Genomic DNA, 23,625 nt, shown 5'->3' on the forward strand with positions numbered 1-23,625 from the left:
TATTCCAGAGAAGACAGAACATTGCGGTGGCACGCTTTTACCGCTACCTTAACCACACTCCATCGGTCACCTGAGGCGGAGCTTCGCCCCTTTGAAATACCTTGCTTCTTTTCGCACAACCCTGAAAGTCTCGCGCTACATGTTTAGAGCGCTGGCGTTATTGATCTGGCTGTTGATTGCTTTTTCATCAGTGTTTTACATCGTCAACGCTTTACATCAACGAGAATCTGAGATTCGTCAGGAATTTAATCTGAGCTCCGATCAGGCCCAGCGGTTTATTCAGCGCACCTCTGATGTCATGAAAGAGCTGAAGTACATTGCTGAAAATCGCTTATCCGTGGAAAACGGCGTGCTTTCTCCGCGTGGGCGTGAAACGCAAGCAGATGTGCCGGTTTTCGAACCGCTGTTTGCTGATTCCGATTGTTCCGCAATGAGCAATACCTGGCGAGGCTCCCTGGAGTCACTGGCGTGGTTTATGCGCTACTGGCGCGATAACTTCTCTGCGGCTTACGATCTCAACCGCGTGTTTTTAATCGGCAGCGATAACCTCTGTATGGCTAACTTTGGCCTGCGTGATATGCCCGTCGAACGTGACACCGCTCTGAAAGCCCTGCATGAACGCATTAACAAATATCGTAACGCGCCACAGGATGACAGTGGCAGTAACCTTTTCTGGATCAGTGAAGGGCCGCGTCCTGGGGTGGGATATTTCTACGCGCTGACGCCGGTTTATCTGGCAAACCGTTTGCAAGCGCTTTTAGGCGTAGAACAGACAATTCGGATGGAGAACTTCTTCCTGCCGGGGACGTTGCCGATGGGTGTCACCATTCTTGATGAAAATGGCCATACCCTGATTTCGCTGACCGGACCGGAAAGTAAGATTAAAGCCGAACCGCGTTGGATGCAGGAGCGATCCTGGTTTGGCTATACGCCAGGTTTCCGTGAGCTGGTGCTGAAAAAAAATCTACCGCCGTCTTCGCTAAGTATTGTCTATTCCGTGCCTGTTGATCAGGTGCTGGAACGTATTCGCATGTTGATACTTAACGCGATTTTGCTGAACGTGATTGCGGGTGCTGCATTGTTTACCCTCGCACGGATGTATGAGCGACGTATTTTTATTCCGGCGGAAAGTGACGCCCAGCGACTGGAAGAGCATGAGCAGTTTAACCGCAAGATAGTCGCCTCAGCGCCTGTGGGGATCTGCATTTTGCGAACTGTCGATGGCGTTAATATTTTGAGTAACGAACTGGCGCATACCTATCTCAACATGCTTACGCATGAGGATCGCCAACGGCTGACGCAAATTATTTGTGGCCAGCAGGTCAATTTTGTCGATGTCCTTACCAGTAACAATACCAACCTGCAAATCAGCTTTGTTCATTCGCGCTATCGTAATGAAAACGTGGCAATTTGCGTACTGGTAGATGTGTCTTCACGTGTGAAGATGGAAGAGTCGCTGCAAGAAATGGCGCAGGCAGCAGAACAGGCGAGCCAGTCAAAATCGATGTTCCTTGCTACCGTCAGTCACGAACTGCGAACGCCGCTGTATGGCATTATCGGCAACCTGGATCTATTACAAACCAAAGAGTTACCAAAAGGTGTCGACCGTCTGGTGACGGCAATGAATAACTCTTCCAGCCTGTTATTGAAAATTATTAGCGACATTCTCGATTTCTCGAAGATTGAATCGGAACAGTTGAAAATCGAACCTCGCGAGTTTTCACCGCGCGAAGTCATGAACCACATCACCGCCAACTATTTGCCGCTGGTGGTACGCAAGCAACTTGGTTTGTACTGTTTTATTGAGCCAGATGTACCGATGGCGCTCAATGGCGACCCAATGCGCTTGCAGCAGGTGATCTCCAACCTGTTGAGTAATGCTATTAAATTTACCGATACCGGCTGCATTGTTCTGCATGTTCGCGTTGATGGTGATTATCTTTCTATTCGCGTTCGCGATACCGGGGTGGGCATTCCAGCTAAAGAAGTGGTGCGGTTATTTGATCCATTCTTCCAGGTAGGGACGGGCGTACAGCGTAACTTCCAGGGTACTGGTCTGGGGCTGGCGATTTGTGAAAAACTGATCAGCATGATGGACGGTGACATCTCGGTGGATTCTGAACCGGGAATGGGCAGCCAGTTTGCGGTGCGTATTCCACTGTATGGCGCTCAGTATCCGCAGAAAAAAGGTGTCGAAGGATTAACGGGTAAACGTTGCTGGCTGGCGGTACGCAATGCGTCGCTCTGTCAGTTCCTTGAAACCAGTTTGCAGCGTAGCGGCATAGTCGTTGCTACATACGAAGGGCAGGAGCCGACTTCCGAAGATGTGTTGATCACCGATGATGTGATGAGTAAAAAATGGCAGGGCAGGGCGGTTGTGACTTTCTGTCGTCGCCATATCGGTATCCCTCTTGAGAAAGCGCCTGGTGAATGGGTACACAGTGTGGCAGCTCCGCACGAGCTACCGACATTGCTGGCGCGCATCTATCTGATAGAAATGGAGAGCGACGATCCTGCTAACTCTCTGCCGTCGACCGACAAAGTGGTCAGCAATAACGACGATATGATGATTCTGGTCGTGGACGATCATCCAATTAACCGTCGTCTGTTGGCCGATCAGCTTGGATCGTTAGGCTATCAGTGTAAGACGGCGAATGATGGTGTTGATGCGCTTAATGTTCTTAGTAAGAATCACATTGATATCGTGTTAAGTGATGTCAACATGCCGAATATGGATGGCTATCGGTTAACGCAACGTATCCGCCAGCTGGGACTGACGTTGCCGGTAATAGGGGTAACGGCCAATGCGTTGGCTGAAGAGAAACAGCGGTGTCTGGAGTCTGGTATGGATAGCTGTCTGTCTAAGCCAGTGACGTTGGATGTTATAAAACAGACGCTGACGATGTATGCCGAGAGGGTCAGGAAAGCGCGAGAATCGTAAGCCGGATAAGCCGTTTACGCCGCATCCGGTAATCGGTGCAAATGCCAGATGCGACGCTGACGCGTCTTATCTGGCCTACATTATCGAAATCCATTGAAATAATGGAATTTGTAGGCCGGATAAGGCGTTTACGCCGCATCCGGCAATCGGAGCAAATGCCAGATGCGGCGCTGGCGCGTCTTATCTGGTCTACATTATCGTAATCCATTGAAATAATGGAATTCGTAGGTCGGATAAGGCGTTTACGCTGCATCCGGCAATCGGAGCAAATGCCAGATGCGACGCTGACGCGTCTTATCTGGCCTACATTATCGAAATCCATTGAAATAATGGAATTTGTAGGCCGGATAAGGCGTTTACGCCGCATCCGGCAATCGGAGCAAATGCCAGATGCGACGCTGGCGCGTCTTATCTGGCCTACATTATCGTAATCCATTGAAATAATGGAATTCGTAGGCCGGATAAGGCGTTTACGCCGCATCCGGCAATCGGAGCAAATGCCAGATGCGGCGCTGGCGCGTCTTATCTGGCCTACATTATCGTAATCCATTGAAATAATGGGATTTGTAGGCCGGATAAGGTGTTTACGCTGCATCCGGTAATCGGAGTTTATCGGGAATGCGGGAAATTACTCTTTATCCGCCGGACTTAACGTCACAGAAGAGAGATAATTCAACAGAGCGATATCGTTCTCGACACCCAGCTTCATCATTGCGGATTTTTTCTGGCTACTGATGGTTTTAATGCTTCGGTTCAGCTTTTTAGCAATCTCGGTAACCAGGAAGCCTTCGGCAAACAGGCGCAGAACTTCACTCTCTTTTGGTGAGAGGCGCTTGTCACCGTAACCGCCAGCACTGATTTTCTCTAACAGCCGAGAAACGCTTTCCGGAGTAAATTTCTTACCTTTCTGTAGCGCGGCGAGCGCTTTCGGCAGGTCGGTCGGCGCACCTTGTTTCAGAACGATCCCTTCGATATCCAGGTCCAGTACCGCGCTAAGAATAGCCGGGTTGTTGTTCATGGTCAGAACAATAATCGACAGACTTGGGAAGTGGCGCTTGATGTACTTGATTAAGGTAATGCCATCGCCGTATTTATCGCCAGGCATGGAGAGATCGGTAATCAAAACATGCGCATCCAGCTTCGGCAGGTTATTGATCAGTGCTGTAGAGTCCTCAAATTCGCCGACAACATTCACCCACTCGATTTGCTCAAGTGATTTGCGAATACCGAACAAGACTATCGGATGGTCATCAGCAATAATTACGTTCATATTGTTCATGTAATAGGCTACCTTGCTACAGCAAGCTCTTGACATAGCTGTCAATGTCGCTGATGTATTTTTCTATTCCTGGGACATCCTTCTCGCGAATAAGATGTTCCAGCGTTTCACATAACTGCTTGCCGGGTACCAGATTAAGCATGGCAAACACGCCTTTCAGACGATGAGCCGTTTGGGCTAACGCAGCAAAGTCACTGGTTGCTGCCTCAGTATATAGCCTCTTAACATCATCCGGTACTGTGTCTACAAAGAGCGCATAATAGCCGCTGGCATGGAGTTGTGCATTTTCATCTCCGCCCAGAGGCGATTCAGTCACCTCTTCCTGCGCTAGTTGCACTTCGATCAATTGTAAGACCGCTTCCTGCATAGCGTTGCTCATATTGAAGTTGACGCACAATTGACCAGGTCCAATTTCCCGTACGCCAGACTCATCATCGCTTAAAAGCAAGCCAGAGGCAGTAAGATTAGACGGATTATCCGTTAAAAAGATATCATAATCTTGACTAATTAATCTTTCATCCGGTGTGATGCAGGTTGCCCCCCAATTTTCTAACTGGCGAGTGACAATATTCCGAATTTCTGCGGAAGTTATGTCCATCATCACGCTAACATCATCCAGTAAACGCTCTTCTTCCTCTTCTACTTCCGGTTCCGCAGTGGGCATTTTGATATGCACGGAATAACGTGTACCAAGCTCGTCGCGCGTTTTGATGTTTAAATGACCGCCTAGCTTGCGCGCCAGTTGATCGCTCAACCAGAATGCTAACGGATCCGCCTTGCCGTAACGATCGCTTTGGGTCTGGTTGATGAACGGGAAGTGCAAATTATCCATTTCATGAATACTTATGCCATCTCCGGTGTCCAGAATGCGGAAAGTCAGACGTTCTTCGGAAGATTCGTCCTGGTCAACCTCAAGGGTAATTTTCCCCATTTGCGTTGAGGTGACAGCATATTGCATCAGTAACAGCAAAATACGGCGTAGGGCATCGCGATCGCCGCAGCGCATATCGTGTGCTTTTAGATGATTGTTAATCAATAGCTGCAAACCTTTACGCTTGATGGCTGGCAACACGGAAGGCACGACTTCATCAATTAAATCCTGCACGGAGAAAAGCTCGCTCTCGCTTTTCCAGCTATCGTCGGCAAGCATATTTGCTAACTGGATTTCATCGACCAGGCGCACCAGCACATCAGCCTGATTCGCCAGTTGTTTGCTTTCCGGTGTGTTGAGTTTGGCTGCGCTTGCCGCCAGGGAGCGAGCAGGTTCTTTTAGTGCATCGCCAATATTTTTCATAAAGGCCATCCGGCCTTGCTGATTTTTCTCGTACAGACGCTGCGCCTGCTTGAGTTTCTTGTTCACCAGTACTTCTCGATCTTGATCGCGAATAATGAAGATTTGTGTACGCGGCGCGACCTGGCTGCGGAACATACGGATCTCATACAGTTCGTTATTGATCGTCGCCTGAATGATGCCCTGATGCTGCTCTGCCATAGTGGTGATGTTTTGCAGATTCAAATGCGGCAGCAGGTGATCGGCAATTTTGTTACTTATTACTGTGCGATTTGATTCCTGATCGTGAACCAGCAGGCCGAGCGGCAGCAGTGACACGATCTCTTCATTGATGGCCCGCAAAACGCGCAGTTCATTGTTCACTGCCGTGCTGGGTACGCTTTCGGTGGTGCGGCCAGAGAAATGGCGGAAGGTGGTATAGCCAAACAGCGCCAGCGCCAGCAAACCGATGTTCAGCAGCAGCGGCAGGAGAATGTTTTGCAACGTATCCAGCAGCAATGTGCCATAAGGAACCTGCCAGACCAGACGCATATCCGTGGAGTTTAGCGCCGAAGAGATTTCAATCTTCGAACTATTAAAGTGGATACTGACGCTATCCGTCGCTTCTTTCTCATTATTATTGGTTCCCGCAGCTGTCGCGTCTGGCTCCAGACGGAAACTATCCAGCGGCATCCCCGGCGGGATCAAATCATTAATAGGCAGATCAAAAGCGACTACCGTCGCCAGATGCCCCGGCTGGTTAAAGGTGGTGCGCAGGGTAAAATAATGTCCGTTCTGCCAGGCCAGGCGGCGCAGGTTAGAAAAACTTTCGCGTTCATCCAGGGCGTTGGCCTGTTGCAACATCTCTGCGCGACGAGAATCAACAATGTCACTGACGGTCGACTCTTTAAATCCCGAGGTGAGATCTTTGAGCGGTAGGGTGGAGATCAAAACCAGGCTGTTATCCTGACCGTTCAGATAGTACATCGACCAGGGAACATTCTCTGCGCCCCATAATGTGTCCAGATAAGTGGACATTCTTTGGGTCATTTCAAGCGTTGAGTTGTCGTGAGAACCAAAGATCAGGGCTTCTGTTTTGCGGCGCGGTTTTTCCAGATAATAGACATCCTGTTTCAGGCGCGTCTCCTGCAACCCTTCGCTGGAGGAGGTAGAGGCCGTCGCGGCAATGTTGTCGTAGATTTGCCAGGTCACATAACGCCATGTATCGACGCGCTTTTGTATGGCATGGGTAATATCAACGATCTGGTAGCTTTTATCTTTCAGCCAGGCGTTAACGGCGCTTTGTACCATTACACCCATCGTCACCAGTAACACGATGATCAGCAGTAAAAAGAAGCGGGTAATGCTCCCCGGTAGGAGTGAAAAGCGGGTCGTGGCCGTTGTCTCTTTCTGACGCATTCGTGTTTATGACCTGTTAAAACTTCGCAAAGTGATAGGGCAGTATAAAGGGTACAGTGTGAAATTCCAGACTCTTACCTGATTGATGTTAAGGCATTAGCCGACGATATTTCACATTTTGCGCTGCGGTAAATAAATGTACAAATGCGTTGTTAATGTACAAATAACCCACAGGCATGAAGAAAATTATCAGGAAAATAGTGCAGATAGATTTTGTCGGTAATTGTTGTCGTTTTTTACGAAATAGTTAACGATTGTTATAATTTTGCTATGGTAGCACAGGAAAATAAAAGATGTGTAAAGAAGGGTAAAAAAAACCGGATGCGATGCATCCGGCCGAAATAGGGGTAAACAGACATTCAGAAATGAATGACGGTAATAAATAAAGTTAATGATGATAGCGAGAGATATTTTAGTTGCGAGTGAAGAATTTGTTTTAACATTCAGTGCGGTCAAAGACTTAAGATTAAGTTATTGTTTTAAAGGTCGAAATAATCTTACTTGATGTTTAGTGCGTTATTTGCTCAACCATTAGAATTTGAAAAAGTTCCATCATATTTACATTTTGAAATACCTATGTGGATATTTGAAACATCTTAAAAGTTTTAGTATCATATTCGTGTTGGATTATTCTGCATTTTTGGGGAGAATGGACCTGCCGACTGATTAATGAGGGTTAATCAGTATGCAGTGGCATAAAAAAGCAAATAAAGGCATATAACAGAGGGTTAATAACATGAAAGTTAAAGTACTGTCCCTCCTGGTCCCAGCTCTGCTGGTAGCAGGCGCAGCAAATGCTGCTGAAGTTTACAACAAAGACGGCAACAAATTAGATCTGTACGGTAAAGTAGACGGCCTGCACTATTTCTCTGACAACAAGTCAGAAGACGGCGACCAGACCTATGTACGTCTTGGTTTCAAAGGCGAAACTCAGGTTACTGACCAGCTGACTGGTTACGGCCAGTGGGAATATCAGATCCAGGGCAATACCTCTGAAGACAACAAAGAAAACTCCTGGACCCGTGTGGCATTCGCTGGTCTGAAATTCCAGGACGTTGGTTCTTTCGACTACGGTCGTAACTACGGCGTTGTTTACGACGTAACTTCCTGGACCGACGTACTGCCAGAATTCGGTGGCGACACCTACGGTTCTGACAACTTCATGCAGCAGCGTGGTAACGGCTTCGCGACCTACCGTAACACCGACTTCTTCGGTCTGGTTGACGGCCTGAACTTTGCAGTTCAGTACCAGGGCAAAAACGGTAGCGTAAGCGGCGAAGGCATGACCAACAACGGTCGTGGCGCTCTGCGTCAGAACGGCGACGGTGTCGGCGGTTCTATCACTTATGATTACGAAGGCTTCGGTATCGGTGCTGCAGTTTCCAGCTCCAAACGTACTGATGCTCAGAACTTCGGTCTGAACGGTTATGGTGAGCGTTATTTGGGTAACGGCGACCGTGCTGAAACCTACACTGGTGGTCTGAAATACGACGCTAACAACATCTACCTGGCTGCTCAGTACACCCAGACCTACAACGCAACTCGCGTAGGTTCCTTGGGTTGGGCGAACAAAGCACAGAACTTCGAAGCTGTTGCTCAGTACCAGTTCGACTTCGGTCTGCGTCCGTCTGTAGCATACCTGCAGTCTAAAGGTAAAAACCTGGGTGTCATCAATGGTCGTAACTACGACGACGAAGATATCCTGAAATATGTTGATGTTGGTGCTACCTACTACTTCAACAAAAACATGTCCACCTACGTTGACTACAAAATCAACCTGCTGGACGACAACCAGTTCACCCGCGCTGCTGGCATCAACACTGATGACATCGTAGCTCTGGGTCTGGTTTACCAGTTCTAATTTCGATTTCTATCGACAAAGGGCCTTCGGGCCCTTTTTTCATTGTTTTCAGCGTACAAACGCGTTTTTTTGGTGTACTCTTGCGACCGTTCGCATGAGGATAATCACATATGGAAATAAACTTTACCCGCGTGGCATTGCTGGCTGCCACGCTCTTCTTTGTCGGTTGCGATCAAAAACCACAACCCGCCAACACCCACGCTACTGAAGTGACTGTTCTTGAAGGCAAAACCATGGGAACCTTCTGGCGTGCCAGCATCCCGGGCATTGACGCCAAACGTAGTGCCGAGCTCAAAGAGAAGATTCAGACCCAGCTGGACGCTGACGATCAGCTGCTTTCGACCTATAAAAAAGACTCCGCTCTGATGCGCTTTAACGACTCGCAAAGCCTGACTCCGTGGCCGGTAAATGAAGCGATGGCGGATATCGTCACTACCTCGCAGCGTATTGGCGCAAAGACCGATGGCGCGATGGATATTACTGTCGGGCCACTGGTGAATCTGTGGGGCTTTGGTCCGGAACAACAACCGGTACAAATTCCGAGCCAGGGACAAATTGATGCAATGAAAGCCAAAACCGGCTTACAGCACCTGACGGTCATCAATCAGTATCATCAGCAGTACCTGCAAAAAGATCTTCCGGATTTATATGTCGATCTTTCGACCGTCGGCGAAGGCTATGCGGCCGATCATTTGGCACGCTTGATGGAGCAGGAAGGGATTTCTCGCTACCTGGTGTCGGTGGGCGGGGCGCTGAACAGCCGCGGTATGAACGGCGAGGGCCAGCCGTGGCGAGTGGCGATTCAAAAACCAACCGATAAAGAAAACGCGGTTCAGGCGGTAGTGGATATCAACGGTCACGGTATCAGTACCTCCGGCAGCTATCGCAATTATTACGAACTGGACGGCAAACGCCTTTCCCATGTTATCGATCCGCAAACCGGACGACCTATCGAACATAATCTGGTGTCCGTGACGGTGATTGCTCCGACGGCACTGGAAGCTGACGCCTGGGATACAGGTTTGATGGTGCTCGGGCCAGAGAAAGCCAAAGAAGTCGTTCGCCGGGAAGGGCTGGCGGTTTATATGATCACCAAAGAAGGTGATAGTTTTAAAACCTGGATGTCGCCGCAGTTTAAAAGCTTCCTTATCAGCGAAAAAAATTAAAGCGCAAGATTGTTGGTTTTTGCGTGATGGTGACCGGGCAGACTAAAGGCTATCCTTAACCAGGGAGCTGATTATGAAAAACGCCACACGCTTAACTGACGATCAACGCTGGCAATCGGTCTTAGCCCGCGACCCGAATGCCGACGGCGAATTCGTTTTCGCCGTGCGCACCACGGGTATCTTTTGCCGTCCGTCTTGCCGCGCGAGACATGCCTTGCGGGAAAACGTCTCCTTCTACGCAAATGCCAGCGAGGCACTCGTCGCCGGATTTCGCCCCTGCAAACGCTGCCAACCTGATAAAGCCAATGCCCAGCAACACCGGTTGGATAAAATCACCCACGCGTGTCAACTACTGGAACAGGAAACGCCTGTAACGCTGGAAGCCTTGGCCGACCAGGTGGCGATGAGTCCATTCCATCTGCATCGTTTATTTAAAGCCACCACCGGAATGACGCCAAAAGCCTGGCAACAGGCCTGGCGTGCTCGTCGCTTGCGCGAATCGCTGGCGAAAGGGGAGAGCGTCACCCAGGCGATTCTGAACGCTGGATTCCCCGACGGCAGCAGTTACTACCGCAAAGCTGACGAAACGTTGGGCATGACGGCTAAACAGTTTCGTCACGGTGGCGAAAACCTGGCTGTGCGTTATGCGCTGGCCGATTGTGAACTGGGGCGCTGCCTGGTGGCAGAAAGCGAGCGGGGGATTTGCGCGATTCTGCTGGGCGACGATGACGGGACGTTGATTAGCGAACTCCGTCAGATGTTTCCTGCCGCTGACAACGCGCCAGCTGACCTGACGTTTCAGCAACATATACGTGAGGTTATCGCCAGCCTCAATAACCGCGATACGCCGCTGACGTTACCGCTGGATATTCGCGGCACCGCTTTTCAGCAACAAGTCTGGCAGGCGCTTCGCACTATACCTTGTGGTGAAACGGTGAGTTACCAGCAACTGGCGAACGCGATTGGCAAACCAAAAGCCGTTCGCGCCGTAGCCAGTGCCTGCGCCGCCAATAGATTAGCTATTATTATCCCTTGTCATCGGGTAGTACGCGGTGATGGCACACTTTCTGGTTACCGCTGGGGCGTGTCGCGCAAAGCGCACTTGCTGCGCCGCGAAGCTGAACATGAGGAGAGGTAATGTTGGATCTGTTTGCTGATGCTGAACCGTGGCACGAATCGCTGGCTTCCGGCGCGGTGATTTTGCGCCGTTTTGCTTTTAACGTAGCGGAACAACTGATGCACGATATCAGTGGCATTGCCAGCCAGTCGCCGTTTCGCCAGATGGTCACTCCTGGCGGATATACCATGTCGGTGGCGATGACCAACTGCGGGCATCTGGGCTGGACGACCAATCGGCAAGGTTATCTCTATTCGCCCATTGATCCGCAAACAAATCAACCGTGGCCTGCCATGCCGCAAAGTTTTTATGATTTATGTCGGCGCGCGGCCACGGCAGCGGGCTATCCAGATTTCCAGCCTGACGCTTGCCTTGTCAACCGCTACGCCCCGGGCGCGAAACTGTCGCTGCATCAGGATAAAGACGAACCGGATCTGCGCGTGCCGATTGTTTCTGTTTCTCTGGGCTTACCCGCGATTTTTCAATTTGGCGGCCTGAAACGAAATGATCCTCTCAAACGTTTGTTGCTGGAACATGGCGATGTGGTGGTGTGGGGCGGTGAATCACGGCTGTTTTATCACGGCATTCAACCGCTCAAAGCGGGGTTTCATCCACTCACCGCCGACTGCCGCTACAACCTGACATTCCGTCAGGCAGGTAAAAAAGAATAAAAATAAGAATTATTATTGCTGTGTGCGCGGAGATGTTTAAACTGCGGGCTGTAATTCATTGTCCGGGTTTTCTGCATGGAACTTCTTGTACTTGTCTGGCGGCAGTATCGCTGGCCATTTATCAGTGTGATGGCGCTAAGCCTCGCCAGTGCGGCATTAGGCATTGGCTTAATTGCTTTTATCAATCAGCGCCTTATCGAAACGGCGGATACCAGTCTGCTGGTGTTGCCGGAGTTTCTGGGTTTATTGCTGCTGTTAATGGCGGTAACACTGGGATCGCAACTGGCACTTACTACGCTGGGGCATCATTTCGTTTACCGACTGCGTAGCGAATTTATCAAGCGGATTCTGGATACTCACGTCGAGCGTATCGAACAACTCGGTAGCGCCTCGTTGCTGGCGGGGTTAACCAGCGATGTACGCAATATCACCATTGCTTTTGTGCGTCTGCCGGAACTGGTGCAGGGGATCATTCTCACTATCGGTTCAGCGGCGTATTTGTGGATGTTATCGGGCAAAATGTTGCTGGTAACGGCTATCTGGATGGCAGTCACCATCTGGGGCGGTTTTGTACTGGTGGCGCGGGTGTACAAGCATATGGCGACTCTGCGTGAAACCGAAGACAAACTGTACTCGGATTTTCAAACTGTACTCGAAGGGCGCAAAGAGCTGACTCTGAACCGTGAGCGCGCCGAGTATGTGTTTAACAACCTCTACATTCCTGATGCGCAAGAGTATCGCCATCATATTATCCGCGCAGACACCTTCCATCTAAGTGCCGTGAACTGGTCGAACATTATGATGCTGGGTGCTATCGGCCTGGTATTCTGGATGGCAAATAGCCTGGGTTGGGCTGATACCAACGTTGCCGCGACCTATTCGTTGACGCTGTTATTCCTGCGTACGCCACTGCTTTCGGCGGTTGGCGCATTGCCGACGCTGCTGACGGCGCAGGTGGCGTTTAATAAGCTGAACAAATTCGCGCTCGCACCTTTCAAAGCGGAGTTTCCGCGCCCGCAGGCGTTTCCCAACTGGCAAACGCTGGAGCTGCGTAATGTTACGTTTGCTTATCAGGATAACGCGTTTTCCGTTGGGCCGATTAATCTCACCATCAAACGTGGCGAGCTGCTGTTTCTGATTGGTGGCAACGGTAGTGGAAAATCGACGCTGGCGATGTTGCTGACTGGGTTGTATCAGCCACAAAGCGGCGAAATCTTGCTGGATGGCAAACCTGTCAGCGGTGAAAAACCGGAAGATTATCGCAAACTGTTTTCGGCGGTGTTTACCGATGTCTGGTTATTTGATCAACTGCTGGGGCCGGAAGGTAAACCTGCTAACCCGCAACTGGTTGAGAAGTGGCTGGCGCAGCTGAAAATGGGTCATAAGCTTGAGTTAAGTAACGGGCGTATTGTTAACCTGAAGTTATCGAAAGGGCAGAAAAAACGCGTGGCGCTGTTGCTGGCTTTGGCAGAAGAACGCGATATTATTCTGCTGGATGAATGGGCGGCGGATCAGGATCCACATTTCCGCCGTGAGTTTTATCAGGTGCTGCTGCCGCTGATGCAGGAGATGGGTAAAACTATTTTCGCCATCAGTCATGATGATCATTACTTTATCCACGCCGACCGTCTGCTGGAAATGCGCAACGGGCAACTTAGCGAGCTGATGGGCGCAGAGCGCGATGCTGCTTCTCGTGATGCCGTTGCCCGGACGGCATAATATTTCGACGCTGACCTGGCGGACTGCTGCCGCCAGGTCAATATTCTAAAAATCCCTTCGTTTCTAATAACCCTATAATTAATCAACGAAATTATAATGTTTATAAAATTAGAAGATAATTTATAAACATTATTTAAATGTTGTTACTTAAGTGTTACCGTTGATGCCGCGCAAATCTCACCTGCAATAAAGCGACTAAAAGTAAGGCATTAACAAGATGAAAAAAGTGACTGCCATGCTCTTCTCGATGGCCGTGGGGCTTAATGCCGTTTCGATGGCGGCAAAAGCGAAAGCGTCCGAGGAGCAGGAAACTGATGTACTGTTGATTGGCGGCGGCATTATGAGCGCCACGTTGGGGACCTATTTACGGGAGCTGGAGCCTGAATGGTCGATGACCATGGTGGAGCGCCTGGAGGGTGTAGCGCAGGAGAGTTCGAACGGCTGGAACAACGCCGGAACCGGGCATTCTGCACTGATGGAACTGAACTACACCCCGCAAAACGCCGATGGCAGCATCAGTATCGAAAAAGCAGTCGCCATTAACGAAGCATTTCAGATTTCCCGCCAGTTCTGGGCGCACCAGGTCGAGCGCGGCGTGCTGCGTACCCCGCGCTCATTTATTAACACCGTTCCGCACATGAGCTTTGTCTGGGGCGAGGATAACGTCAATTTCCTGCGCGCCCGTTACGCCGCGTTGCAACAAAGCTCGCTGTTTCGCGGTATGCGTTACTCTGAAGATCACGCGCAGATCAAAGAGTGGGCACCGTTAGTGATGGAAGGGCGCGATCCGCAGCAGAAAGTGGCTGCAACACGTACAGAAATCGGCACCGATGTGAACTATGGTGAAATCACTCGCCAGTTAATTGCTTCCTTGCAGAAAAAATCTAACTTCTCGCTGCAACTCAGTAGCGAAGTCCGCGGCCTCAAACGTAATGACGACAACACCTGGACCGTCACCATTGCCGATCTGAAAAATGGCACAGTACAGAACATTCGCGCGAAATTTGTCTTTATCGGTGCGGGCGGTGCGGCGCTGAAGCTTTTGCAAGAATCCGGTATCCCGGAAGCGAAAGAGTACGCTGGTTTCCCGGTGGGCGGTCAGTTCCTCGTCTCGGAAAACCCTGACGTGGTTAATCACCATCTGGCGAAGGTTTACGGTAAAGCATCTGTCGGTGCGCCGCCGATGTCGGTTCCGCATATTGATACCCGTGTTCTGGACGGTAAACGCGTAGTGCTGTTTGGACCATTTGCCACCTTCTCAACCAAATTCCTCAAAAACGGTTCGTTGTGGGATCTGATGAGTTCCACCACCACCTCTAATGTGATGCCGATGATGCACGTCGGGCTGGATAATTTCGATCTGGTGAAATACCTGATTAGTCAGGTGATGTTGAGTGAAGAGGATCGTTTTGCAGCGCTGAAAGAGTACTATCCACAGGCGAAAAAAGAGGACTGGCGTTTATGGCAAGCGGGGCAGCGCGTACAGATTATCAAGCGTGATGCCGCGAAAGGTGGCGTACTGCGCCTGGGAACAGAAGTGGTCAGTGACCAGCAAGGAACCATTGCTGCGCTGCTGGGGGCATCGCCGGGGGCGTCAACCGCCGCACCGATTATGTTGAATCTGCTGGAAAAAGTGTTTGGTGATCGTGTTTCCAGCCCGCAATGGCAGGCCACGCTGAAAGCGATCGTTCCGTCTTATGGACGTAAGCTGAATGGTGATGTGGCAGCAACGGAACGTGAGTTGCAGTACACCAGCGAAGTGCTGGGGCTGAAATACGACAAACCGCAGGCGGCAGACAGTACGCCGAAACCGCAGTTGAAACCGCAACCCGTTCAAAAAGAAGTCGCGGATATTGCGTTGTAATGATGTGCCACATTCGGCATGGTATGCCGGATGTGGCGTATGCTGATAAGACGCGCCAGCGTCGCATCAGGCAACCGGCTCGGGCGTTAGATGTCGGATGCGGCGTAACCGCCTTATCCGACCTGGCGGTTGCAGCACTTAACCGCGGCGTAGGCCTGATAAGACGCGCCAGCGTCGCATCAGGCAACCGGCTCGGGCGTTGCATGTCGGTGCGGTGTAACCGCCTTATCCGACCGACGGGCGTTACGCTGTGTTTAGCGAACTACTGCGTTGTCAATCTTCTCTTCCGCCTTCCAGATGCGGTATTTCACATCCACATTGTCTGGCGTATACACCACGATCGGCAGCTTGCTGTTGTAACGCAGCATTCCGGTATCGCCCAGATACGCGGTGACAAATTTCTTCTCTTTCTTGCCATCCGGGCAGGCCATCATCGTAGAAACCGGGGAGCTAACTTTATCAAAGACATAATAATCATAGCCCCAGCCTTCCAGCGTTTTGCTTTCCAGTTTCCCGCCGAGACGATGCAGATTGCAGTCAACTTCCAGCGTCTGACCGATTAACAGTTCTACTTTCAGGGTAGATTCATCTTCTTGCGGGGTTAACTGAATCACCTGACGCTTCATCCCTTTTTCAGCTTGCGGATAAGGGGCGATTTTTTCCAGTGGCTGAACGCTTTCTGCCGCCCAGGCTGAAGTTGTGGCGAAAGCGGCAAACAATACTGCAGGTAGAATGGTCTTCATTTTTGCTTTCCTTCTTCATTTATAGGTTTTCACCGATGATGTCGCTGAAGGTTAACATATTCATCAGATTTATTAATTTGCTTTATGAATAATGCATAGAATATTCAGACAACTTTACCTTCTCTTTTGGAGTTATATGCTGATGGGTGGCGAAGCCTGGAAGAATATCTTTGGTGAATTTATCGCTATGTAAAATTGTTTATAACCGGTTGAAATGTGAATAAAAGCCCATTTTTGCCAGCCTTCCCGCCACTCTTTTGATCCTGCTACAGGTTTTACCCCGATCGGGGTATGCATCTTTGACACATCCTTTAATATCTTAGCGCCTATAAAAATGGCTTATTAATTACGCGGTTTCTTTGGTCGCTCTCAATTTTCAGAGCGCGTTAATGATGGAAGGTCAATGTGAAGATTGATGCATCCCGTCGGGGCATACTCACTGGTCGCTGGCGCAAAGCCAGTAACGGTATCCGTCCGCCCTGGTCCGGTGATGAATCTCATTTTCTGGCCCATTGCACCCGCTGCGATGCCTGTATTAATGCTTGTGAAAACAACATTCTGCAACGCGGCGCGGGTGGCTATCCGAGCGTTAATTTCAAAAATAACGAGTGCAGCTTCTGTTACGCCTGCGCGCAGGCTTGCCCCGAATCGCTATTTTCTCCGCGCCACACCAGGGCCTGGGATTTGCAGTTCACCATTGGGGACGCGTGCCTGGCGTATCAGTCAGTTGAATGTCGCCGCTGTCAGGATAGCTGTGAGCCAATGGCAATTATCTTTCGCCCGACGCTCTCCGGGATCTACCAGCCGCAACTTAATAGCCAACTTTGCAACGGATGTGGAGCATGTGCAGCCAGTTGTCCGGTATCAGCCATAACTGCGGAGTATCTCCATGCACACTAACTGGCAAGTTTGCAGCCTGGTCGTGCAGGCCAAAAGCGAACGAATTTCAGACATCAGCACCCAACTGAACGCCTTTCCCGGCTGTGAAGTTGCTGTCAGCGACGCGCCGAGCGGTCAGTTGATTGTGGTGGTGGAAGCAGAAGACAGCGAAACGCTGATCCAAACCATTGAGTCAGTACGCAACGTAGAGGGCGTGCTGGCGGTGTCGCTGGTTTATCACCAGCAGGAAGAGCAAGGTGAGGAAACACCATGAAACTCAGTCGTCGTAGCTTTATGAAAGCTAACGCCGTTGCGGCCGCTGCGGCGGCTGCCGGTCTCAGCGTGCCGGGCGTTGCCCGCGCCGTTGTTGGTCAGCAGGAAGCCATTAAATGGGATAAAGCGCCGTGCCGTTTCTGCGGTACTGGTTGCGGCGTTCTGGTCGGAACGCAGCAGGGGCGTGTGGTGGCCTGTCAGGGCGACCCGGACGCACCGGTTAACCGTGGTCTGAACTGCATTAAGGGCTATTTCCTGCCCAAAATCATGTACGGTAAAGACCGTTTGACGCAGCCGCTTCTGCGTATGAAAAACGGTAAATATGACAAAGAAGGCGAATTTACCCCAATCACCTGGGATCAAGCCTTCGATGTGATGGAAGAGAAATTCAAAACCGCCCTGAAAGAAAAAGGGCCGGAATCGATCGGTATGTTCGGTTCTGGCCAGTGGACTATCTGGGAAGGTTATGCCGCGTCCAAGCTGTTCAAAGCGGGCTTCCGCTCGAACAACATCGACCCGAACGCGCGTCACTGTATGGCGTCGGCGGTGGTTGGCTTTATGCGTACCTTTGGTATGGATGAGCCGATGGGCTGCTATGACGACATCGAGCAGGCTGACGCGTTTGTGCTGTGGGGCGCTAACATGGCGGAGATGCACCCAATCCTCTGGTCACGCATCACTAACCGTCGTCTCTCTAACCAGGACGTCACCGTGGCGGTGCTTTCTACCTACCAGCATCGTAGCTTCGAGCTGGCGGATAACGGCATCATCTTTACGCCACAGTCTGACCTGGTGATCCTGAACTACATCGCCAACTATATCATTCAAAACAATGCGATAAATCAGGACTTCTTTAGCAAACACGTTAACCTGCGCAAAGGGGCGACGGACATCGGCTACGGTTTACGTCCGACCCATCCGCTGGAAAAAGCAGCGAAGAATCCAGGTTCTGACGCCTCCGAACCGATGAGCTTTGAAGATTACAAAGCCTTCGTTGCCGAGTATACGCTGGAAAAAACCGCCGAAATGACTGGCGTACCAAAAGATCAGCTGGAACAGCTGGCGCAGCTGTATGCCGATCCGAACAAGAAAGTCATCTCCTACTGGACGATGGGCTTCAACCAGCATACCCGCGGTGTGTGGGCCAACAACCTGGTCTACAACCTGCACCTGCTGACCGGCAAAATTTCCCAGCCGGGTTGCGGTCCGTTCTCCCTGACCGGGCAGCCTTCCGCGTGTGGTACTGCGCGTGAAGTGGGCACCTTTGCTCACCGTCTGCCTGCGGACATGGTGGTGACTAACGAGAAACACCGTGATATCTGCGAGAAGAAGTGGAATATCCCGAGCGGCACCATTCCGGCGAAAATCGGTCTGCACGCGGTGGCACAAGACCGTGCGCTGAAAGACGGCAAGCTGAATGTTTACTGGACCATGTGTACCAACAACATGCAGGCCGGGCCGAATATTAATGAAGAGCGTATGCCGGGCTGGCGCGATCCGCGCAACTTTATCATCGTCTCCGATCCGTATCCGACAGTCAGTGCGCTGGCAGCGGACTTGATCCTGCCGACAGCAATGTGGGTAGAGAAAGAGGGCGCTTACGGTAACGCCGAACGCCGTACTCAATTCTGGCGTCAGCAGGTACAGGCTCCGGGCGAAGCGAAATCGGATCTCTGGCAGTTAGTTCAGTTCTCCCGCCGCTTCAAAACTGAAGAAGTATGGCCGGAAGAGCTGCTGGCGAAGAAACCGGAACTGCGTGGCAAAACGCTGTACGAAGTTCTGTATGCCACTCCGGAAGTGAGCAAATTCCCGGTATCCGAACTGGCAGAAGATCAGCTGAACGATGAATCCCGCGAGCTGGGCTTCTATCTGCAAAAAGGGCTGTTCGAAGAGTACGCATGGTTTGGTCGCGGTCACGGTCACGATCTGGCACCGTTCGATGACTACCACAAAGCACGCGGTCTGCGCTGGCCGGTAGTGAACGGTAAAGAAACGCAGTGGCGTTACAGCGAAGGTAACGACCCGTACGTGAAAGCGGGCGAAGGCTATAAGTTCTACGGTAAACCGGATGGCAAAGCGGTGATCTTCGCGCTGCCGTTCGAACCGGCGGCGGAAGCACCGGATGAAGAGTACGACCTGTGGCTCTCTACCGGACGCGTTCTGGAGCACTGGCATACCGGCAGTATGACTCGCCGTGTACCGGAACTGCACCGTGCCTTCCCGGAAGCGGTCCTGTTTATTCACCCGCTGGATGCGAAAGCGCGCGATCTGCGTCGTGGCGACAAAGTGAAAGTGGTTTCTCGCCGTGGCGAAGTGATCTCGATTGTCGAAACGCGCGGTCGTAACCGTCCGCCGCAGGGCCTGGTGTACATGCCGTTCTTCGACGCCGCACAGCTGGTTAACAAACTGACGCTGGACGCGACCGATCCGCTCTCGAAAGAGACGGACTTCAAGAAGTGCGCGGTCAAACTGGAGAAGGTGTAAGCCATTATGTCCCGGTCAGCGAAACCTCAAAATGGTCGCCGCCGCTTTCTGCGCGATGTTGTTCGCACAGCAGGCGGGCTGGCAGCCGTGGGTGTGGCGCTGGGGTTACAACAGCAAACCGCACGCGCATCTGGCGTGCGGTTGCGCCCGCCCGGAGCCATAAATGAGAACGCCTTTGCCAGTGCCTGTGTGCGTTGCGGTCAGTGTGTTCAGGCTTGCCCTTACGACACCTTAAAACTGGCGACGCTGGCCTCTGGCCTGTCGGCGGGTACGCCATATTTTGTCGCACGGGATATTCCTTGCGAAATGTGTGAGGACATTCCGTGCGCCAAAGTGTGCCCAAGCGGTGCGCTGGATCGTGAGATCGAATCGATCGACGACGCGCGGATGGGGCTGGCGGTGCTGGTGGACCAGGAAAACTGTCTCAACTTTCAGGGGCTGCGCTGTGATGTTTGTTATCGCGAATGCCCGAAAATTGATGAGGCAATCACCCTGGAGCTGGAGCGCAACACGCGTACCGGTAAGCACGCCCGTTTTCTGCCGACGGTTCACAGCGACGCCTGTACCGGCTGCGGTAAGTGCGAAAAGGTGTGTGTGCTGGAACAACCGGCAATCAAGGTGTTACCGCTGTCACTGGCGAAAGGGGAGTTAGGTCACCATTACCGCTTCGGCTGGCTGGAGGGGAAAAATGGCAAATCGTAAACGTGACGCCGGGCGCGAAGCGCTGGAGAAAAAAGGCTGGTGGCGCAGTCACCGTTGGCTGGTGTTGCGTCGCCTTTGTCAGTTCTTCGTGCTGGGGATGTTTTTGAGCGGCCCGTGGTTTGGTGTGTGGATCTTGCATGGCAACTACAGCAGTAGCCTGTTATTCGACACCGTTCCGCTGACCGATCCGCTGATGACACTGCAAAGCCTTGCCAGCGGTCATCTGCCTGCCTCGGTGGCGCTGATCGGTGCGGTGATTATCACCGTGCTCTACGCCCTGGCAGGAAAGCGATTATTTTGCAGCTGGGTCTGCCCGCTGAACCCAATTACCGATTTAGCAAACTGGTTACGCAGACGATTTGATCTCAATCAGTCTGCGACGATCCCTCGCCACATTCGCTACGTGCTGTTGGTGGTCATTCTGGTGGGATCCGCCTTAACTGGCACGCTCATCTGGGAATGGATCAACCCCGTTTCTCTGATGGGGCGTAGCCTGGTAATGGGATTCGGCAGCGGCGCGCTGCTTATTCTCGCGCTGTTTTTATTTGATCTACTGGTCGTTGAACACGGCTGGTGCGGCCATATTTGTCCGGTCGGCGCGCTGTATGGCGTGCTGGGTAGCAAAGGTGTGATTACCGTTGCGGCCACCGATCGGCAGAAATGTAACCGCTGTATGGATTGTTTTCATGTTTGCCCGGAACCGCATGTGCTACGTGCCCCGGTGCTGGATGAACAAAGCCCGGTGCAGGTCACCAGCCGCGATTGCATGACGTGCGGTCGCTGCGTGGATGTCTGTTCTGAGGATGTATTTACAATAACTACACGATGGAGTTCGGGAGCGAAATCATGAAAAGCCATGACCTGAAGAAAGCGCTGTGTCAATGGACGGCGATGCTGGCCCTGGTGGTGAGCGGCGCGGTTTGGGCGGCAAATGGCGTCGATTTTAGCCAGTCGCCGGAAGTATCCGGGACGCAGGAAGGGGCCATTCGGATGCCAAAAGAGCAGGATCGGATGCCGCTGAACTATGTGAATCAGCCGCCAATGATCCCGCATAGTGTTGAAGGTTATCAGGTAACGACCAATACCAACCGCTGCTTACAGTGCCACGGTGTTGAAAGCTATCGCACCACTGGCGCACCGCGCATCAGTCCTACTCACTTTATGGACAGCGACGGCAAAGTGGGCGCAGAAGTGGCTCCGCGTCGTTATTTCTGTCTGCAATGCCACGTGCCGCAGGCCGATACCGCGCCAATCGTGGGGAATACCTTTACCCCATCAAAAGGTTACGGGAAATAAGAGGTTATTATGGGAAATTCTGACCGTAAGCCTGGTCTGATTAAGCGCCTGTGGAAATGGTGGCGTACCCCCAGCCGTCTGGCGCTGGGGACGCTGCTGTTGATCGGCTTTGTTGGCGGCATCGTCTTCTGGGGCGGCTTTAACACCGGGATGGAAAAAGCTAACACTGAAGAGTTTTGCATTAGCTGCCACGAAATGCGCAACACGGTGTATCAGGAATACATGGATTCCGTGCATTACAACAACCGTAGCGGCGTCCGTGCGACCTGTCCGGATTGTCACGTTCCGCACGAGTTTGTGCCGAAAATGATACGCAAGCTCAAAGCAAGTAAAGAGCTGTATGGTAAAATTCTGGGCGTTATTGACACGCCGCAGAAATTCGAAGCTCATCGCCTGACTATGGCACAGAATGAGTGGCGGCGAATGAAGGACAACAACTCGCAGGAGTGCCGTAACTGTCACAACTTCGAGTTTATGGATTTAACCGCCCAGAAAGGTGTTGCCGCGAAGATGCACGATCAAGCGGTGAAAGATGGGCAAACCTGTATTGACTGCCATAAAGGGATCGCGCACAAGCTACCCGATATGCGCGAAGTTGAACCAGGTTTTTAACAGGATGTCATTGCGTGGGGATGCTTGAAGCCAGAGAATTGCTCTGCGAGCGGGATGAACGAACCTTGTTTAGTGGTTTGTCATTTACGCTGAACGCAGGAGAGTGGGTACAAATCACCGGCAGCAACGGTGCGGGGAAGACAACGCTTCTTCGTCTGCTGACTGGGTTGTCTCGCCCTGACGCCGGTGAGGTTCTCTGGCAAGGGCAGCCCTTGCATCAGGTACGCGACAGCTACCATCAAAACCTGTTATGGATAGGCCATCAGCCGGGGATTAAAACCCGGCTGACGGCGTTAGAAAATCTGCACTTTTATCACCGTGACGGCGATACCGCACAATGTCTGGAAGCTCTGGCACAGGCCGGGCTTGCCGGATTCGAAGATATTCCCGTAAACCAGCTCTCTGCCGGGCAACAACGCCGCGTCGCGCTGGCGCGATTATGGCTGACCCGCGCTACGTTGTGGATCCTCGACGAACCTTTTACCGCGATTGACGTCAACGGCGTCGATCGTCTGACCCAGCGCATGGCGCAGCATACGGAGCAGGGGGGGATTGTGATTCTGACCACCCACCAGCCGCTCAACGTTGCTGAAAGTAAAATCCGCCGCATTTCTCTGACGCATACAAGGGGCGCATGATGTTCTGGCGCATTTTCCGTCTTGAGCTGCGCGTGGCGTTTCGCCATAGCGCCGAAATCGCTAACCCGCTGTGGTTCTTCCTGATTGTTATTACCCTTTTTCCACTTAGTATCGGTCCGGAGCCGCAATTGCTGGCGAGGATTGCACCGGGCATTATCTGGGTGGCGGCGCTGCTTTCCTCTTTGCTGGCGCTGGAGCGACTGTTTCGTGACGATTTGCAGGACGGCAGTCTTGAACAACTGATGTTGTTGCCATTACCCTTGCCCGCCGTTGTGCTGGCGAAGGTGATGGCGCACTGGATGGTGACAGGTTTGCCTCTGCTCATTCTCTCACCACTGGTGGCATTGCTACTGGGAATGGACGTGTACGGTTGGCAAGTGATGGCGCTTACGCTGTTGTTGGGAACCCCCACGCTTGGCTTTCTTGGTGCGCCAGGCGTGGCGCTGACGGTCGGACTTAAGCGCGGTGGAGTGCTACTCAGCATTCTCGTGTTACCACTCACCATCCCCTTGCTCATCTTTGCCACCGCTGCGATGGACGCGGCTTCGATGCATTTGCCCGTGGACGGGTATCTGGCAATTTTAGGCGCGTTGCTGGCTGGCACCGCGACATTAAGTCCTTTTGCGACGGCGGCAGCGTTACGAATCAGCATTCAATAACGCTGGATTACTGATTTTTGTTCGAGTCTGGT

At 51.8% G+C, this 23,625-nt stretch carries 20 protein-coding genes; 16 read left to right on the forward strand and 4 right to left on the reverse strand.

Going from position 1 to position 23,625, the window contains the following annotated elements:
- Nucleotides 1-91: 91 nt before the first annotated feature.
- Entirely contained in the window at nucleotides 92-2,941 is a 2,850-nt protein-coding gene (rcsC, locus tag FEK42_RS01295; protein ID WP_130260524.1) for a two-component system sensor histidine kinase RcsC, read from the forward strand.
- Between the two features lie 628 nt (nucleotides 2,942-3,569).
- Here the strand turns inward: rcsC and rcsB are convergent.
- Together rcsB and rcsD are read right to left on the reverse strand one after the other, a co-directional pair.
- Complete coding sequence (rcsB, locus tag FEK42_RS01300) at nucleotides 3,570-4,220, reverse strand: response regulator transcription factor RcsB (RefSeq protein WP_042290573.1); 651 nt, start codon at nucleotides 4,218-4,220, stop codon at nucleotides 3,570-3,572.
- Between the two features lie 16 nt (nucleotides 4,221-4,236).
- Nucleotides 4,237-6,909: a phosphotransferase RcsD gene (gene rcsD, locus FEK42_RS01305; protein ID WP_135410185.1), complete on the reverse strand. Its 2,673-nt coding sequence runs from the start codon at nucleotides 6,907-6,909 to the stop codon at nucleotides 4,237-4,239.
- A 736-nt stretch (nucleotides 6,910-7,645) separates the two neighbouring features.
- On the opposite strand from rcsD, the gene ompC reads away from it, so the two are divergent.
- The 6 genes from ompC to mqo all read left to right on the forward strand — a co-directional run bounded on the left by ompC (nucleotide 7,646) and on the right by mqo (nucleotide 15,307).
- Nucleotides 7,646-8,770, forward strand: coding sequence for a porin OmpC (ompC, locus tag FEK42_RS01310; protein ID WP_135492805.1), 1,125 nt, complete (start codon nucleotides 7,646-7,648; stop codon nucleotides 8,768-8,770).
- Between the two features lie 110 nt (nucleotides 8,771-8,880).
- Nucleotides 8,881-9,936: an FAD:protein FMN transferase ApbE gene (apbE, locus tag FEK42_RS01315; RefSeq protein ID WP_138211712.1), complete on the forward strand. Its 1,056-nt coding sequence runs from the start codon at nucleotides 8,881-8,883 to the stop codon at nucleotides 9,934-9,936.
- A 73-nt stretch (nucleotides 9,937-10,009) separates the two neighbouring features.
- Nucleotides 10,010-11,074, forward strand: coding sequence for a bifunctional DNA-binding transcriptional regulator/O6-methylguanine-DNA methyltransferase Ada (ada, locus tag FEK42_RS01320; protein ID WP_135492804.1), 1,065 nt, complete (start codon nucleotides 10,010-10,012; stop codon nucleotides 11,072-11,074).
- Nucleotides 11,074-11,724 (forward strand): DNA oxidative demethylase AlkB, encoded by a 651-nt coding sequence (gene alkB, locus FEK42_RS01325; RefSeq protein ID WP_135492803.1) that lies wholly within the window; start codon nucleotides 11,074-11,076, stop codon nucleotides 11,722-11,724. The genes ada and alkB overlap by 1 nt, the downstream gene beginning before the upstream one ends.
- A 75-nt stretch (nucleotides 11,725-11,799) precedes the next feature.
- A complete protein-coding gene (gene yojI / locus FEK42_RS01330) occupies nucleotides 11,800-13,443 on the forward strand; it encodes a microcin J25 efflux ABC transporter YojI (RefSeq protein ID WP_138211713.1) in 1,644 nt (547 codons plus the stop codon).
- Between the two features lie 217 nt (nucleotides 13,444-13,660).
- Nucleotides 13,661-15,307: a malate dehydrogenase (quinone) gene (gene mqo / locus FEK42_RS01335; protein WP_135492802.1), complete on the forward strand. Its 1,647-nt coding sequence runs from the start codon at nucleotides 13,661-13,663 to the stop codon at nucleotides 15,305-15,307.
- A 254-nt stretch (nucleotides 15,308-15,561) separates the two neighbouring features.
- Here mqo and eco read toward each other — a convergent pair whose 3' ends face one another.
- Both eco and FEK42_RS23160 read right to left on the reverse strand, forming a co-directional pair.
- On the reverse strand, nucleotides 15,562-16,050 hold the full coding sequence (eco, locus tag FEK42_RS01340; RefSeq protein WP_130207134.1) for a serine protease inhibitor ecotin: 489 nt from the start codon (nucleotides 16,048-16,050) through the stop codon (nucleotides 15,562-15,564).
- Nucleotides 16,051-16,182: 132 nt separating this feature from the next.
- Entirely contained in the window at nucleotides 16,183-16,347 is a 165-nt protein-coding gene (locus FEK42_RS23160; RefSeq protein ID WP_276320415.1) for a hypothetical protein, read from the reverse strand.
- A gap of 108 nt (nucleotides 16,348-16,455) precedes the next feature.
- Here FEK42_RS23160 and napF point away from each other — a divergent pair, with 108 nt between their 5' ends.
- The 9 genes from napF to ccmB are packed head-to-tail and all read left to right on the forward strand — an operon-like array spanning nucleotide 16,456 to nucleotide 23,593.
- The gene (gene napF / locus FEK42_RS01345; protein ID WP_130207132.1) at nucleotides 16,456-16,950 is read left to right on the forward strand and encodes a ferredoxin-type protein NapF; all 495 of its coding nucleotides are present in this window, start codon (nucleotides 16,456-16,458) and stop codon (nucleotides 16,948-16,950) included.
- A complete protein-coding gene (gene napD, locus FEK42_RS01350) occupies nucleotides 16,940-17,203 on the forward strand; it encodes a chaperone NapD (RefSeq protein ID WP_000557378.1) in 264 nt (87 codons plus the stop codon). Before napF ends, napD begins: the two co-directional genes overlap by 11 nt.
- On the forward strand, nucleotides 17,200-19,686 hold the full coding sequence (napA, locus tag FEK42_RS01355) for a periplasmic nitrate reductase subunit alpha (protein WP_000778047.1): 2,487 nt from the start codon (nucleotides 17,200-17,202) through the stop codon (nucleotides 19,684-19,686). The genes napD and napA overlap by 4 nt, the downstream gene beginning before the upstream one ends.
- A gap of 6 nt (nucleotides 19,687-19,692) precedes the next feature.
- Nucleotides 19,693-20,388, forward strand: coding sequence for a ferredoxin-type protein NapG (gene napG / locus FEK42_RS01360; RefSeq protein ID WP_130260516.1), 696 nt, complete (start codon nucleotides 19,693-19,695; stop codon nucleotides 20,386-20,388).
- Nucleotides 20,375-21,238: a quinol dehydrogenase ferredoxin subunit NapH gene (napH, locus tag FEK42_RS01365; protein WP_135492801.1), complete on the forward strand. Its 864-nt coding sequence runs from the start codon at nucleotides 20,375-20,377 to the stop codon at nucleotides 21,236-21,238. Before napG ends, napH begins: the two co-directional genes overlap by 14 nt.
- Nucleotides 21,235-21,684: a nitrate reductase cytochrome c-type subunit gene (napB, locus tag FEK42_RS01370; RefSeq protein WP_000835174.1), complete on the forward strand. Its 450-nt coding sequence runs from the start codon at nucleotides 21,235-21,237 to the stop codon at nucleotides 21,682-21,684. The genes napH and napB overlap by 4 nt, the downstream gene beginning before the upstream one ends.
- A gap of 9 nt (nucleotides 21,685-21,693) precedes the next feature.
- A complete protein-coding gene (gene napC, locus FEK42_RS01375; protein WP_130207128.1) occupies nucleotides 21,694-22,296 on the forward strand; it encodes a cytochrome c-type protein NapC in 603 nt (200 codons plus the stop codon).
- 14 nt (nucleotides 22,297-22,310) lie between these two features.
- Nucleotides 22,311-22,934 carry a cytochrome c biogenesis heme-transporting ATPase CcmA gene (gene ccmA, locus FEK42_RS01380; protein WP_240727847.1) on the forward strand — a complete coding sequence of 208 codons (624 nt, stop codon included), beginning with the start codon at nucleotides 22,311-22,313 and terminating at the stop codon, nucleotides 22,932-22,934.
- Nucleotides 22,931-23,593 carry a heme exporter protein CcmB gene (gene ccmB, locus FEK42_RS01385; RefSeq protein WP_000971724.1) on the forward strand — a complete coding sequence of 221 codons (663 nt, stop codon included), beginning with the start codon at nucleotides 22,931-22,933 and terminating at the stop codon, nucleotides 23,591-23,593. Before ccmA ends, ccmB begins: the two co-directional genes overlap by 4 nt.
- The last annotated feature ends 32 nt before the right edge of the window (nucleotides 23,594-23,625 follow it).

The sequence above is a fragment of the Escherichia sp. E2748 genome (assembly GCF_005781125.1).
GTDB lineage: Bacteria > Pseudomonadota > Gammaproteobacteria > Enterobacterales > Enterobacteriaceae > Escherichia.

What these genes read in the sequence shown, in the direction of transcription:
- rcsB (WP_042290573.1), bottom strand. Translation starts at nt 4,220, where the DNA reads ATGAACAATATGAACGTAATTATTGCTGATGACCATCCGATAGTCTTG.
- rcsD (WP_135410185.1), bottom strand. Translation starts at nt 6,909, where the DNA reads ATGCGTCAGAAAGAGACAACGGCCACGACCCGCTTTTCACTCCTACCG.
- ompC (WP_135492805.1), top strand. Translation starts at nt 7,646, where the DNA reads ATGAAAGTTAAAGTACTGTCCCTCCTGGTCCCAGCTCTGCTGGTAGCA.
- apbE (WP_138211712.1), top strand. Translation starts at nt 8,881, where the DNA reads ATGGAAATAAACTTTACCCGCGTGGCATTGCTGGCTGCCACGCTCTTC.
- ada (WP_135492804.1), top strand. Translation starts at nt 10,010, where the DNA reads ATGAAAAACGCCACACGCTTAACTGACGATCAACGCTGGCAATCGGTC.
- alkB (WP_135492803.1), top strand. Translation starts at nt 11,074, where the DNA reads ATGTTGGATCTGTTTGCTGATGCTGAACCGTGGCACGAATCGCTGGCT.
- yojI (WP_138211713.1), top strand. Translation starts at nt 11,800, where the DNA reads ATGGAACTTCTTGTACTTGTCTGGCGGCAGTATCGCTGGCCATTTATC.
- mqo (WP_135492802.1), top strand. Translation starts at nt 13,661, where the DNA reads ATGAAAAAAGTGACTGCCATGCTCTTCTCGATGGCCGTGGGGCTTAAT.
- eco (WP_130207134.1), bottom strand. Translation starts at nt 16,050, where the DNA reads ATGAAGACCATTCTACCTGCAGTATTGTTTGCCGCTTTCGCCACAACT.
- FEK42_RS23160 (WP_276320415.1), bottom strand. Translation starts at nt 16,347, where the DNA reads ATGCATACCCCGATCGGGGTAAAACCTGTAGCAGGATCAAAAGAGTGG.
- napD (WP_000557378.1), top strand. Translation starts at nt 16,940, where the DNA reads ATGCACACTAACTGGCAAGTTTGCAGCCTGGTCGTGCAGGCCAAAAGC.
- napA (WP_000778047.1), top strand. Translation starts at nt 17,200, where the DNA reads ATGAAACTCAGTCGTCGTAGCTTTATGAAAGCTAACGCCGTTGCGGCC.
- napG (WP_130260516.1), top strand. Translation starts at nt 19,693, where the DNA reads ATGTCCCGGTCAGCGAAACCTCAAAATGGTCGCCGCCGCTTTCTGCGC.
- napH (WP_135492801.1), top strand. Translation starts at nt 20,375, where the DNA reads ATGGCAAATCGTAAACGTGACGCCGGGCGCGAAGCGCTGGAGAAAAAA.
- napB (WP_000835174.1), top strand. Translation starts at nt 21,235, where the DNA reads ATGAAAAGCCATGACCTGAAGAAAGCGCTGTGTCAATGGACGGCGATG.
- napC (WP_130207128.1), top strand. Translation starts at nt 21,694, where the DNA reads ATGGGAAATTCTGACCGTAAGCCTGGTCTGATTAAGCGCCTGTGGAAA.
- ccmB (WP_000971724.1), top strand. Translation starts at nt 22,931, where the DNA reads ATGATGTTCTGGCGCATTTTCCGTCTTGAGCTGCGCGTGGCGTTTCGC.